Genomic DNA, 13,313 nt, shown 5'->3' on the forward strand with positions numbered 1-13,313 from the left:
TACTATCGCTTCGTGGAAATAAAAATTATCTCAAAAACAATTCTAAAAATCAGAACGAGAAATTTCCTAACGGTTACTAAGAGTCTGTTTAAATTTTATGGCAAATCTTTTTTATAGCTATTTTTAGATGGATTTTATCATTTTTGCTAGCCGAACCAACGGTCAGCGGAGCTAATTAGCGGGCCAAACCAAGAGTAAAAAGGGAATTGAAAATCGGCGGAGCCAAATAGACGCTAAAAATAGCATAAAAAAATTGCTAAGAACTATTGACCTGAACCTGTTATAAAAATTTTCGCTAAAATTAAGAAACTGTTTAAATTTTATTCGTTCCAATTTTTAGAGATGTTTTAGAGATGTTTTTTTCTTTCTTGAAACGATAATAGCGGGCTATTTGAGTTGAGAGAAAGGAAAAAAAGAGCCAAAAACAGACTAAAAATGAACGAAGAAAAAGATATAATAAAATATTCGTATAAAATTTAAACAGTTTCTTAAACAGGCTCTAAACATGTGGGAAAAAGTAACAGGTAAAAACAAATAAAAAACTGAGTTACTTTTGTTACCTTTGTTACTTTTTAGTAAAAAAAGAGAAACCACACGAATGACTGATAAACAAAATATAATGGTATCCGTTTCCATGATTACCTATAATCATGAGAAGTTTATAGCGGAAGCCATAGAAGGCGTTGTTATGCAGAAAACCGATTTCCCGTTCGAGCTTGTCATCGGGGAAGATTGTAGTACGGACAATACCCGCGCCATTTGTATCGAATATCAGAAAAAGTATCCGGATATTATAACGCTCAGGCTACCTGAAACGAATCAGGGCATGATGCTCAACTGGATAAACAATATAAGCAGTGGCAGGGGAAAGTATATCGCCCTGTGCGACGGAGACGATTACTGGACAGACCCGTATAAACTGCAAAAGCAGGTAGACTTTATGGAGGCGAATCTCGATTTTGCCATGTGTTCGCATAAAGTGCATACACTGATGTGCGGACATCTGGACGAAAATATTGAAATGGAACGGGATATACTCACTACGGAAGACCTGATCCGTAAGGACTGGGGCTTGCTTACTGCCTCTATCTTTTTCCGTAAAGACGCGCACAAAACACCCAACTGGTATTATACGGTAAAGAATGGGGATTTTGCCCTGCAACTGATTGTATCCCTGTCAGGTAAAATTAAGTTCCTGCCTGAATATATGGCAGTTTACAGGCAACATCTGGGCGGAATGTCATCTACATTGAAGCCCCTGAACCAAACGGCATGGATGGTATACTTATTGCATGAATTTGATAAATATACAACCCGTAAATACAGAAAGGCTATAATAGAACGCATAAAGAGAATGTATAAAGTACAAATCTACTATGCAAAAGGGTATAGCCTGCGAAAAGCCGCTGTAGTATTGGCCTTGTATCAGAAACTGGCATTCATAAAACCGTTCTTAATAGAATCAAGACGAAAATGAGAAAACAAAGAACAGTTAACAGTGAGCAGTTGGTAGAGAATAATTCATAACTTATAATTCATAATGAAGCTATCGATAATAACAGTCAACCTCAATGATAAAGCAGGCCTGGAAAAGACCATCAAAAGCGTCCTTTCACAGACCTTTACCGACTATGAATTTATAATCATTGATGGCAAATCCACTGATGGCAGTGTAGAGATTATAGAGCGATACAAGGACAAGGTAAGTTATTGGGTAAGCGAAAAGGACAGTGGCATCTATAATGCCATGAATAAAGGTATCCGGCAAGCCAAAGGAGAATATCTGTACTTTCTGAACTCCGGCGATGCCCTTTATACTGATACTGTCCTGCAAAAGATATTTGAAGGAGATCCGCATGAGGCGTTTATCTGCGGCAATTTCTATATGGAAGTTGCGGGCAAGCTGGAAGAGGACAGATCATACAAAGACCGTGACTGGCGGTTTGCCCTCTATGACCTGTTTGCAGGTTTCCTGTGCCATCAGGCATTCTTTATACACAGGTCAAACTTCGAAAAATACGGAGAATACAGTGAAGACCTTAAAGTGATGTCGGACTGGAAACTATTCTTTCAGGGGATTGCACTCGACCATTTACCGGTCAGATATGTAGATACTTTCATCTCCATCTACAATATGGAGGGTTTTAGCACACAGATCGGCGGAGAAATTATCTACAAAGAGAAGCTGCAAGTATGCAATGAACTCCTTACTCCATCCTTAGTAGAAAAGCTGAAACGCTTATACTACCTCGACCAGAACGGATTTGTGACCGATATAATGAAGTCTAAATCTTGGATTTACAATGGGTTTCGCGTATTTGCCAAGATAGGGAGAATTTTAGGATTTGTAAAAAGTTGATTATAATTAATGCGAATCAAGGGTTAAATGTGCCGTTAGGCACATCATATTGGTAGAAACATGAATGAAATTCGTTTTTTTGTGCCGTCAGGTACAAAATGTGAATTGTTCTGTAGATATTGCGTACCTGACGGCACGCAATTAACCGGTTAAAGCTTCTTTCTACCAACATTCAGTCCCTAAAGGGACAAAAAATAGCACAGTTAACCCTTGATTCGCATAATTAAGTAACTGTTCAAATTTTAGCGAAAATTTCTATTATAGGCTCTGACTGTTTTTCAAACCTCTAAATAAAACCATATTACGAAGAATGAAATTTGATACCGATTTTAAAAAAGCGATTTCTATGTTATCCTCTGAAGATAAGGATAAGCTTATTTTCAGGCTTTTAAAAAAAGATCCAGTTTTAGCAGATCAATTATATTTTGAACTAGTCAGCAAAGATACCATCCTAGACCGCAGGCACAGAATGGAGCTTAAGATAAAAAAATATGTGGAATATATAAGCGACAATTATTATACCCCCGGTTTTTTACTTATGGATGTGCGGAGCCTGAGTGGTGAAATAACCCAACATATTCAAACGACAAAGGACAAATACGGAGAGGTCAGCTTAAATTTATTGATGCTTAACGAACTACTCGACAGAAATAACGAACAACTTTCGATATCGACATTAAAAGCATCATACACAATGAATATTTATATTATAGCTCGCACCTTTAGAATATTGGTATTACTAAAATCGCTGCATGAGGATTATTATATAGAGTTTGAAGAGGATTTAAAAAAATTAGGTCAATCGATAGCCACAAATCCTATTCTTTCCGAAGTAGCTCTCAGTAACGGATTGGTTTTGAACTGGCTTATATCCGGGGTAATACCTGACAATATAGCAACAATACATAAGAATATCCGTGCCCGAGGGCTTCTAAGATAAGCTCTAAATTATCCTGACTTCTTCTGTAGGAGCAAAGGCCGAACGGATACGCCACTCCTGCGGATAAAGGTTGTTGGCACGATTACCGATATTCTTAACAAAACCAACAGGCATCCGCCTGTATGTAAGCAAGATATATCCTTTAGGCTGACCCTCCAGAAACAGAGGCTCTTTGCGCAAATACGCTACAGCCATCTTCCAATCTATCTCGCAAGTAGTAAAAGCCTCAGTATTAAGCCCTGTACTTAACGCAAGAGACTGGTTTGGAATAAAGTCTTTCCCTTTTACCTCTCCCAAGCATATCCCTTCGGATATGACATTCAATTGGGACTTTATGAGAGACAGGTCATCATACAGACGAATAGGGAAAGCAAACCATACATCGTTCTTCGGACAAAACGTAAACAACTCATTGTCTTTTACATACATCTTACATTCCACCGGAATAATGTTCTTTGACATCCTTCCTTTATCTTTCTTTCTTTTATGGGATACCTCCTCTGTATTTGTTTTTCTCAGCAGGGCACAGAAGAATCCTTCTCCTTTGGTCTTATGCGGAAAGAAGCGATAAGCCGGGATATCCTCCCTGAAAGAAGGGCTTATCCCCCACTCTGCTTTTGTTTCTATGGGAAGTGCTTCAGCACCGAGTTCTTCGCATATCCATTGTACGTTTTCCTCATTCTCTTCCGTATTGTATGTACAGGTGCTGTACAGTAGCAAGCCGTCAGTTTTCAAGGCAGGCCATATATCGGCCAATATACGCTGCTGGCGTTCCTTACACAGCCTGACATTATCTACAGACCATTCCTGAATAGCACCCTCATCCTTACGGAACATCCCCTCTCCCGAGCATGGAGCATCTACCAGTATAAAGTCAAAGTATCCATGCAGTTTACCGATACGTGATGGATCGTTATTGGTTACCACAGTATTGGGTTTCCCCCACTTGGTTATATTTTCGGACAGGATATTCGCTCTGGAACGGATTACTTCATTCGATACCAACAGGCTGTTACCGTTCATAAGGCCGACAATCAAGGTCGATTTACCTCCCGGTGCCGCACAAAGGTCAAGTACACGGACATCCCCATCTGCATATTGCCTGAAAGCCTGCTCGATAAACATAGACGATGCTTCCTGCACATAGTAACATCCGGCATGGAATAGTGGGTCGAAAGTGAACTGAGGCCTTTGCGCCAGGTAGTAGCCCGAATCAGACCACGGAACTTTCGGATAAGAGAGCTTTCCCTCCTTACTGTCATTTATCCTGATACTTACAGGAGATGCACTCTCAAGAGCTTCTGCGAAAGCTTCCCATTCGCCTCCTAAAAGAAGTTTTGTACGGGTTATAAAGTCAGTTGGTAAATTCATCATCATATATTTCCCACAAAGTTAGGTTAAATTATAAATCATCTCGGTATATTAACGGTATCAATAAAGTAAATTATCCTATATCAACAATATTTTTCCTACTTTTGCATTCTATTCCGATGCAATGATTGAACCAATGATTAAGAAAGCAATAACACGAGACAGGAATATACTGATCCTACTACTGGTCTATACAGTGCTGTTGCTATTCTTTTGCTCAAAGATGTCGCCGCTCTATCCATTCAATGAGTGGTCTGATGTAAACCTGTATTTCAATATAGGCAAGGCCATATTCAATGGCAGGACGCTTTACACGGAAGCCTTCGACCATAAGGGGCCGCTTATCTTTTTCATATACGGAATAGGGTATCTCATATCCAATACCGGATTCTTCGGAGTTTTCCTGTTAGAAATTATCGGATGGTTTCTACTTGCCGGTTGCGCCTATTATTCAGCCAGATTATTCATTGCAAAAGAGTATGCTGTGCTTGTAGCTCTGGCTTTCCCGCTCATCGTGTTAACTCATACACAGCACGGCGGTTCTGCCGAAGAATTTATCCTGTTTTTTCAGGCTATCAGCTTTTACCTTTTCCTTCGCTTCTTTAAAAGTGGCGACAAGCCCCATCCATGCAACTATATGCTGATGCACGGAATAATGAGTGCCGCTACATTCCTTATAAAGCTGAATGTCGTTCTATTCTGGTTCTTCCCGTTATTAGCCATACTTATCACATTATTAATAAATAAGGAATATAAAAACCTCCTCCGGAATATACTATTCTATATAGCAGGAGTTCTGATTGTCTTTATTCCTGTCTGCCTCTACCTTTATATAAACAGTGCATTATCAGAGGCATACGATATATACATTACCTTGAACAGGGAATATGCCAGCGTAACACCTCAATATCTTCATGTAAGGCTATTCGCCAGGCTTAGATATGACAGTCCAGACTTTATCATTCTGCTTTTAGGCGTATTCTTATTCCCTATCAAAAACCTAAAAAACAGGATAGGCGCCATATCCCTGGCTCTGACCTTTATTATCCTGTTCGTTACTGTAAACCTGTCTTATATATATTCTCCGTATTATGCTATACCATACTACATTTTCGGGATAACAGGCTTTATCGTTATAGTGCAATTTCTGGCAAAATATATCCATCTCAAAGATTCCCTTATTATATACTCATTCTTCCTGCTTGTAGCTATATTTATAGGAATAAAAGAGAAACAATACTTCAATGTTGACAGGAGGGTGATCCAGCGATATGACAAACCTCACGAACTGGTTGACCAGTTTAGTGAGATCATCGGACGGGAATCCAAGCCTACATTATTGAATCTGGGTCTTGATCTGGGAAACGGTGTCTTTACCAAGACCGGTATAATACCCAATATCAGATACTTCATCTCGCCTAACCTGCAATATCATTATTATCCGCAGATGCGGGACGAACAGACAAAGTATATTGAAAATAAGCAGGTTCAGTTTATCATTCTATATGAGAAGTCATTCAATTATGAGTATTTCAGCCAGTTGCCAGCGTTCAACGAATATTACGAACGCGTAGATACCTACACCCACTCTACGCATGAACCTTATCACCTGTATAAATTAAAAACCCCATGATAAAAAAGGAAATAAGCCAGGACAAGAAGATATTCTTTGCTCTTTTTATCTATTCCTTCTTATTGCTATTCTTCTGCACTAAGATGTCGCCATTATATCCTTTCAATGAGTGGTCGGATATTAACCTGTATTTCAACATAGGCAAAGCGATGTTCAATGGCAAAACGCTCTACACAGAAGCTTTTGACCACAAAGGCCCGTTGATCTTCTTTATTTATGGCATCGGTTACCTGATTTCGAACACCTCATTTCTGGGCATGTACCTTATAGAATGCATATTCTGGGTTGTCATGACATGTGCCGCCTACCTTACAGCGCGGTTGTATCTGGACAAGATTTATGCTTTCCTTGTAGCATTAGTATTTCCTGTTATCATGTTAGCCCATTCGTTCAACGGAGGATCTGCCGAAGAGTTTATAGCCGTACTTCAGGTGGTAAGTCTCTATCTTTTTATCTTATACTTTAAAGATAAAGACGCATCGGTTCATAATCCTGCCTATATGTTTATTCATGGAGCGATGTGTGCCATAACATTACTAATCAAAATAAATCTGGTCATGTTCTGGTTTTTCCCATTAGCAGCCATTTTTATAAATATACTTTTACAGCGTGAATACAGTAATCTGATTAAGAACCTCATATCATTCTTCTGCGGAATGTTGCTGATAATACTTCCTATCTGTATCTATTTGCTAGCGAACGGAGCGCTTTCCGAAGCATGGTATATATACATAGACCTGAATGGGACTTACGCAATGATAGGAGAAATTAGTCGTATTATAGAAAATATCATAGTCAGGTTCTACCAGAAGATACGTTTCGAGACTATCGAATTTTCCCTTGTATTGCTTGGCGCTATATACTTCCCTATAAAACACATCGGGAATAGATGGGGGAAAATCGCCATACCGCTCTCTTTCTTATCATTATTCGCATCTATTTTCATTACGTCTAATCAGATATTCGCATATTACTCAATCCCTTATGACGTATACGCCCTTCTGGCATGCATCGTTATATTCAAACATGTACGAGTCAGTTCGTCAAAGAAGGTGTACATCCTGTCTTTCTTTATCGTACTTATCATCGGCATCAAACAGAAAGACTTCTTCGGGGCAAAGCTGGATGAACTAATCTCCAGAAAGAGTCCCCCTACCCTCATAGATACCTTCTCGGCGCATGTTATGCAAGAAAAGAACCCGACCTTGCTCAACCTGGGGCTTAATCTGGGAAACGGTGTATTTACAAAGGCGAATATAATGCCCAACGTTAGATACTTCATTTCGCCCAACCTGCATTACTCCTATTATCCGCAAATGCGGGATGAACAAACGAAATATATACAGAACAGGCAGACACAGTTTATCATCCTGTGTACCAACGATTATAATTACGAATATTTCAGTACATTACCGGCTCTGAACGAATATTATACAATAATAGACGAAAATGACGGAGGCGGAATCAGGCCTTACTATCTTTACAAGTTAAAGGATGCGATTCACATAAAATAATGCAGGCAATGATAAAGAAAGAACTGATACAAGACAGGAAGGCATTTATTATACTATTTGCCTATACTGCTCTGTTATTATTCTTTTGCTCAAAGATGTCGCCGTTGTATCCTTTCAACGAATGGTCGGATGTCAACCTGTACTTCAATATAGGCAAAGCCATTTTCAATGGCAAGACCCTCTATACCGAAGCTTTCGACCACAAGGGCCCGCTTATCTTCTTTATTTATGGAATCGGCTATCTCATATCCAACACGACCTTCTTTGGGATGTACCTTATCGAAGTCTTGTTGTGGACACTGATGATATGTGCCGGATACCTGACAGCAAAACTATATATGGACAGAATATATGCCTTTGCCGTTGCACTCATTTTCCCGCTGTTTGTATTATCCCATTCATCGGAAGGAGGTTCGGCCGAAGAATTCATCATTATATTCGAGAGTATCAGCCTTTTACTATTCCTCACTTACTTTCGCGACAAAAACGGCTCTGTTCATAAACCCGTGTACATGCTGATACATGGCGTTATGTGTGCGGCAACCCTATTGATAAAAATCAACCTGATTGTATTCTGGTTCTTCCCCTTATTAGCCATATTAATCAATATCTCAAAGAACAAGGAGTACAAAAATCTTGTACAAAACATAGTAGCATATATCATCGGTCTGCTTATACCTATCCTGCCTGTCCTGATATATTTCGCATACAACAACGCGCTTGCCGATGCATGGGACACCTATATAGTGCTGAATAGCAATTATGCCAAACTGGGCGATATAGGCCAAATATCCGAGAACCTTATCATCAAGTTCTATCAACGCCTGCGCTTCGAAACCATTGAATACCTGATCATCCTGACCGGAGTTTTCTTTTTCCCTATCAGGTATATACAAAATACCTTGGGGAAAATTGCGGTCATACTCTCTTTTATAGTGTTGCATATAGTCATATTCATGTCTCCCAACTATGTATTCTATTACTCGGTGCCATACTACATTTTCGGCTTGTTAGGCTGCATTGTGATAGCCGATATGATCAGGCGGTTCATAAAAATACAGCCAAAATGGTATTTCTACATCCTGTTCCCAATCATTGCTCTGGCCGTAGGCATTACAGAAAAGAACTTCTTTTCCACGCCAAAGGCCGTATTATTGGGGGAGCAAAAGCCTGAAGGGCTGGTCTTTCAGTTCAGCGAAAAAATGGCAAATGAAAAGAATCCTACATTGCTGAACCTTAGCCTCGATCTTGGCAATGGAGTATTTACCAAGGCCGATATTATGCCCAATGTAAAGTACTTCATATCTCCCAATCTGCCTTATTCCATTTATCCCGAAATGCGGGACGAGCAAACTAAATACATTGAGAACAAAGAGGTACAGTTCATTATATTATCCGGATTTTCATTCAACTTCGACTATTTCTATAATCTGCCTGCCCTGAACGCAAATTATGAGGTAATAGATACTTATGTCGAACATAGAACCAAAACCTATTACTTATACAAAAGAAAAGACTAGCCAGTTATGCAAGCATCATTATACCTTATCCCCGTAACTCTGGGCGAAACCTCTATAGAGCAGGTACTACCGCCACATAATAAGGAGGTTATACTGCAAATAAAGCATTTCATAGTAGAGAATATACGCTCTGCCCGCCGCTTCCTTAAAAAAGTAGATAATAGCATCGATATAGACGGACTGACCTTCTATGAATTGAACAAGCATACTAAACCCGAACAGATAGAGAACTACCTCAACCCGATGGCAAACGGCTTCCATGTAGGTATTATCTCCGAAGCAGGATGCCCTGCCATAGCCGATCCCGGAAGCGATATAGTAGCCATTGCCCAGCGTAAAGGCTACAAAGTAGTACCTTTGGTAGGGCCGTCTTCGATACTGCTTTCGCTGATGGCGTCAGGTTTTAACGGGCAAAGCTTTGCTTTTCACGGTTACCTGCCGGTTGACGGGGCGGAACGCATAAAGAAGATAAAGCAACTGGAGCACCTGATACACCAAGAACACCAGACACAGATATTTATAGAAACGCCATACCGCAACCAAAAGCTGACAGAAGACATTATCAAACACTGCATACCATCTACAAAGTTGTGTATCGCCATGAATATTACCTGTGAGAACGAATATATAAGAACCCTTTCGGTAAAACAGTGGGGGAAGCAATTGCCCGACATGAACAAGCAGCTTTGTATATTTCTGCTATACAAATAAAAGTAACACGTGTCACTTTACACAAACACTAATTATCAGCCAATTACATTAAAAAAGTGACAAAAGTAACAGTTTTTTTCTACTTTCTTATTGTCACTTTTCATCTATATAATACGAGAAAGAACACTGTATATATAGATAAACTTATTCTTCTTCAATAAAAGTATAAGAGAGAAACAAATGCTCTGCTTTCCCCTCATCCTGAAGAAATACCGTCAGCAAATACTCATTTACTGAACCATCCACAGGGTCTATAGCCGCCTGTTTTTCAATTATCCTTCTGTTTAATCTGTGTTTTTTCAGGAAAGGCTTATCATTACCTATTTGATATAACAGTTGCTTACGAACCTTCTTTTCAAGTTTATTTTCCCAAAAACCGTGCGGACGGATTTTAAAATTGCAATAATAATCAGTCCTCAGTTCGTTGAATAAATCAATCTCCTTCGATACCAAAAAGCTATGCAGATAGCTGAAAATATCTTCCAGCCGATAGCCATGATGAGGGTATTGCTGCCTATTGTAATATTGCCCTATTTCGTCAAACAGTTCAAAATACCTGCCCTTATAATACGTTTCGGTCAGTATCTTCATTGTACGGCTAAACTTTCCGCTGTTCCAGTACTTCTCCAGGGCATGTTCGGCATCATGTATGCGCATCAGTTCCTGTTTCGAAACAGCATTATTCGATTCTATTTCGTACGGAGCCTGCGCATTATATATATAGCCGTACTTATCAGCATTTCGCCTCAGGGCTGTACCTCGCAGCATTTTCAGGAAGCCGAGTTGAAGTTCTTTGGCTTTCAACCTGAACACATCGTTGAATGACTTTACAAAACGGTCGAATGTCTCGTAAGGCAATCCGGCAATCAGGTCGAGATGGAGGTCTATTTTTCCGCCATCCATCAGCTTCTGTATATTTCCCGACAGGAGTTCAAAATCCTGCCTGCGGCTTACCTCAATATTCGTAGGCTCATACGTTGACTGTATACCGATTTCAAACCTGAAATAGTTCTCAAGCAACCTTTCATTCAGGTAATCAATAGCGTCATCAGTCAGCAGGTCAGCATATATTTCAAACTGGCAACTCAGCTGCGGACGATGATGTTCTATTAAGAAATCGAATACAAACCGGGTATGTTGCCTATTGAGGTTAAAAGTACGGTCAAGGAATTTTATCTGCTTCGCGTTGCTATCGATAAAATAAGACAGATTGTCAATAATATACTGCTGGGGAAAGTACCGTACTCCTTTTTCGAGAGACGACAGGCAATACTGGCACTGGTAAGGGCAGCCTCTTGAGGTTTCGAAGTAAACGAGCCTGTTCTTCATCCCCTCCCTGTCTTCCTCCAACTGGTATGGAGAAGGCAATGCCGCCAGTTTCTCCAAGTCTGCTTTTACAATAGTCCGGCTTATTGCATTTCCGGTAGATACTCCGGCTATTTCTACCGGAGCCCCTGTTTCTAATGCAGAAAGCAGTTCGCCCAGCACAAATTCCCCCTCTCCACTGATAATGTAATCTGCATGCCAATTGGCAAGAAAAAATTCCGGTTCGTAGGTAACCTCAGGCCCTCCCAGTATAATGGTTATACGCGGGTTTCTTTCTTTCAGTAATTCGATCAGCTTTTTTGTTTTCTCTACATTCCATATATACACACTGATGCCGATTACATCGGGAGCCTCGCTTAACAGATTATCCGCCATTGTGTCTATGTCCTCCTTTATGACATATTCTTTGAACGATATATCGAAGCGGTCTTTATTAGCTACATACAACCACCTTAAAGCCAGCGAAGTATGTATATATTTTGCATTGAGCGTAGTCAGGATTACTTTCATAATGTAAAGATAATTATTTAAAGGAAATTAATATTGTATTGGTCGTCCTGAGGCAAGATAAACACAGGAAAGATCAACTTCTCAATCAAGATCATTGTAGGGGTAATCCCAATGTCATCAAATTAAGGATTACGGTCTTGTAAATTTAGGGCTGAAAGTCCGTATTAGTTCAGCCCAATGCGAAGCGTTGGGTAGAAGATGCAGAATAGCAACAAAGCGCACTGAAAGTGCAGGTTAACCCCAAAAGAATATAGTTCAATCACTTACCGGCGCTTTCAGCGCGCTGTTCCTACTCCATTCTGTTTACCCAAGGCGACGCTTTGCTTGCCATTGGGCTGAACTAAGACGGGCTTTCAGCCCTTACCAGCGCCCGCGCAGACTTGCAGCCTGTGTGTTGCGAAGCAAAAAGAGTCCCGAAGAACAAAAAATATAAATAACACATTCAAAGACATTTACATTGCTTAATAAAAATTAATGTAAAATTTCCATATATTTATTTTGATTTATAAAATATTTTGACATATTTTTACAGATAAATAAATCAAAAAGAAACTCCAATACCATTTTTCTAATCAAAAAGAAATTTTAAGATTATTTTTAACATCTTTAAATATTTTGATTATGAAGATTTATACTTTAAGGAAAAAAGTTTGTTTGGTTATCGTATTATCAGGTTTACTATCTACATTATCACTAAAGGCACAATCTGTAGATATTGATTTCGGGGCTGATTTGGTTAGCTCGTATGTATGGCGCGGATATAAACAGGCGGGAGCCAGCATTCAGCCTACACTAAGTGCCGGCATCAGCGGATTCTCATTGGGGGCATGGGCTTCAACAGACTTCACAAGCAAAGAAGGCAAGAAAGAAGTGGACTTCACAGCCGCCTACCAAAACAGCGGGTTCAAAGTAGCCGTGACCGACTACTGGTGGGATGGCGAAGGCCAGTACCGCTACTTCAGCAGTCCCTGGGGCGACAACAACGGGCATTATCTGGAAACGACATTGGGATATACGCTTCCCGAATCATTCCCTCTAAGCGTGACATGGAATACCTTCCTGCTGGGGAAAGGCAACAAAAAGGAAGACGGAAAGAACTCATATTCAACCTATATCGAATTAGCTTATCCTTTTTCGGTTGCAGGTGTCGACATGGGAATATCCACAGGATTTACCCCTTGGGAAAGCGCGGTATATGGTACCGGCGGATTCGAATTCTCATCCGTAGCGCTCAGCGCTTCCAAAAGTCTGAAAATTACGGAATCTTTCTCATTACCCATATTCGGCCATATAATCTGCAACCCGAGTGCAGAAGATATCCATTTCGTATTTGGATTCTCCCTCAAATAGTTGACAGCAGCCCCCTACCCCCCGGAGGGGGAAAGCCTCCCCTAAGGGAAGGATGGGAGGGGCTTTTATAACTCTTAAT

At 40.1% G+C, this 13,313-nt stretch carries 10 protein-coding genes; 8 read left to right on the plus strand and 2 right to left on the minus strand.

Features of this window, described 5'->3' with window-relative positions; translation table 11 throughout:
• Window positions 1-598 precede the first annotated feature (598 nt).
• The 3 genes from D0T84_RS07920 (at window position 599) to D0T84_RS07930 (ending at window position 3,299) form a co-directional block, all read left to right on the plus strand.
• On the plus strand, window positions 599-1,477 hold the full coding sequence (locus tag D0T84_RS07920) for a glycosyltransferase (RefSeq protein ID WP_255495260.1): 879 nt from the start codon (window positions 599-601) through the stop codon (window positions 1,475-1,477).
• A 63-nt stretch (window positions 1,478-1,540) separates the two neighbouring features.
• Window positions 1,541-2,359 (plus strand): glycosyltransferase family 2 protein, encoded by an 819-nt coding sequence (locus D0T84_RS07925; RefSeq protein ID WP_163307344.1) that lies wholly within the window; start codon window positions 1,541-1,543, stop codon window positions 2,357-2,359.
• A gap of 310 nt (window positions 2,360-2,669) precedes the next feature.
• On the plus strand, window positions 2,670-3,299 hold the full coding sequence (locus D0T84_RS07930) for a hypothetical protein (protein ID WP_163307345.1): 630 nt from the start codon (window positions 2,670-2,672) through the stop codon (window positions 3,297-3,299).
• A 3-nt stretch (window positions 3,300-3,302) separates the two neighbouring features.
• Here D0T84_RS07930 and D0T84_RS07935 read toward each other — a convergent pair whose 3' ends face one another.
• The gene (locus D0T84_RS07935; RefSeq protein ID WP_163307380.1) at window positions 3,303-4,670 is read right to left on the minus strand and encodes an rRNA cytosine-C5-methyltransferase; all 1,368 of its coding nucleotides are present in this window, start codon (window positions 4,668-4,670) and stop codon (window positions 3,303-3,305) included.
• Window positions 4,671-4,806: 136 nt separating this feature from the next.
• On the opposite strand from D0T84_RS07935, the gene D0T84_RS07940 reads away from it, so the two are divergent.
• From D0T84_RS07940 to D0T84_RS07955, 4 genes are read left to right on the plus strand one after another with little or no spacing between them, the layout of a single operon-like run.
• Window positions 4,807-6,303 (plus strand): glycosyltransferase family 39 protein, encoded by a 1,497-nt coding sequence (locus D0T84_RS07940; RefSeq protein ID WP_163307346.1) that lies wholly within the window; start codon window positions 4,807-4,809, stop codon window positions 6,301-6,303.
• Complete coding sequence (locus tag D0T84_RS07945; RefSeq protein ID WP_163307347.1) at window positions 6,300-7,817, plus strand: glycosyltransferase family 39 protein; 1,518 nt, start codon at window positions 6,300-6,302, stop codon at window positions 7,815-7,817. Before D0T84_RS07940 ends, D0T84_RS07945 begins: the two co-directional genes overlap by 4 nt.
• A gap of 8 nt (window positions 7,818-7,825) precedes the next feature.
• On the plus strand, window positions 7,826-9,337 hold the full coding sequence (locus D0T84_RS07950; protein WP_163307348.1) for a phospholipid carrier-dependent glycosyltransferase: 1,512 nt from the start codon (window positions 7,826-7,828) through the stop codon (window positions 9,335-9,337).
• A gap of 6 nt (window positions 9,338-9,343) precedes the next feature.
• A complete protein-coding gene (locus D0T84_RS07955; protein ID WP_163307349.1) occupies window positions 9,344-10,048 on the plus strand; it encodes an SAM-dependent methyltransferase in 705 nt (234 codons plus the stop codon).
• 144 nt (window positions 10,049-10,192) lie between these two features.
• Here D0T84_RS07955 and D0T84_RS07960 read toward each other — a convergent pair whose 3' ends face one another.
• Entirely contained in the window at window positions 10,193-11,884 is a 1,692-nt protein-coding gene (locus D0T84_RS07960; RefSeq protein ID WP_163307350.1) for a B12-binding domain-containing radical SAM protein, read from the minus strand.
• A gap of 621 nt (window positions 11,885-12,505) precedes the next feature.
• On the opposite strand from D0T84_RS07960, the gene D0T84_RS07965 reads away from it, so the two are divergent.
• A complete protein-coding gene (locus D0T84_RS07965) occupies window positions 12,506-13,234 on the plus strand; it encodes a hypothetical protein (protein WP_163307351.1) in 729 nt (242 codons plus the stop codon).
• Window positions 13,235-13,313: the final 79 nt, after the last annotated feature.

Origin of the sequence: Dysgonomonas sp. 521, assembly GCF_010501055.1 — a bacterium.
Taxonomy (GTDB): domain Bacteria; phylum Bacteroidota; class Bacteroidia; order Bacteroidales; family Dysgonomonadaceae; genus Dysgonomonas.

Excerpts from the sequence above, each read along its gene's own strand:
- D0T84_RS07960 (WP_163307350.1), bottom strand. The coding sequence starts at position 11,884 with ATGAAAGTAATCCTGACTACGCTCAATGCAAAATATATACATACTTCG.
- D0T84_RS07920 (WP_255495260.1), top strand. The coding sequence starts at position 599 with ATGACTGATAAACAAAATATAATGGTATCCGTTTCCATGATTACCTAT.
- D0T84_RS07930 (WP_163307345.1), top strand. The coding sequence starts at position 2,670 with ATGAAATTTGATACCGATTTTAAAAAAGCGATTTCTATGTTATCCTCT.
- D0T84_RS07955 (WP_163307349.1), top strand. The coding sequence starts at position 9,344 with ATGCAAGCATCATTATACCTTATCCCCGTAACTCTGGGCGAAACCTCT.
- D0T84_RS07950 (WP_163307348.1), top strand. The coding sequence starts at position 7,826 with ATGATAAAGAAAGAACTGATACAAGACAGGAAGGCATTTATTATACTA.
- D0T84_RS07945 (WP_163307347.1), top strand. The coding sequence starts at position 6,300 with ATGATAAAAAAGGAAATAAGCCAGGACAAGAAGATATTCTTTGCTCTT.
- D0T84_RS07940 (WP_163307346.1), top strand. The coding sequence starts at position 4,807 with ATGATTAAGAAAGCAATAACACGAGACAGGAATATACTGATCCTACTA.
- D0T84_RS07935 (WP_163307380.1), bottom strand. The coding sequence starts at position 4,670 with ATGAATTTACCAACTGACTTTATAACCCGTACAAAACTTCTTTTAGGA.
- D0T84_RS07965 (WP_163307351.1), top strand. The coding sequence starts at position 12,506 with ATGAAGATTTATACTTTAAGGAAAAAAGTTTGTTTGGTTATCGTATTA.
- D0T84_RS07925 (WP_163307344.1), top strand. The coding sequence starts at position 1,541 with ATGAAGCTATCGATAATAACAGTCAACCTCAATGATAAAGCAGGCCTG.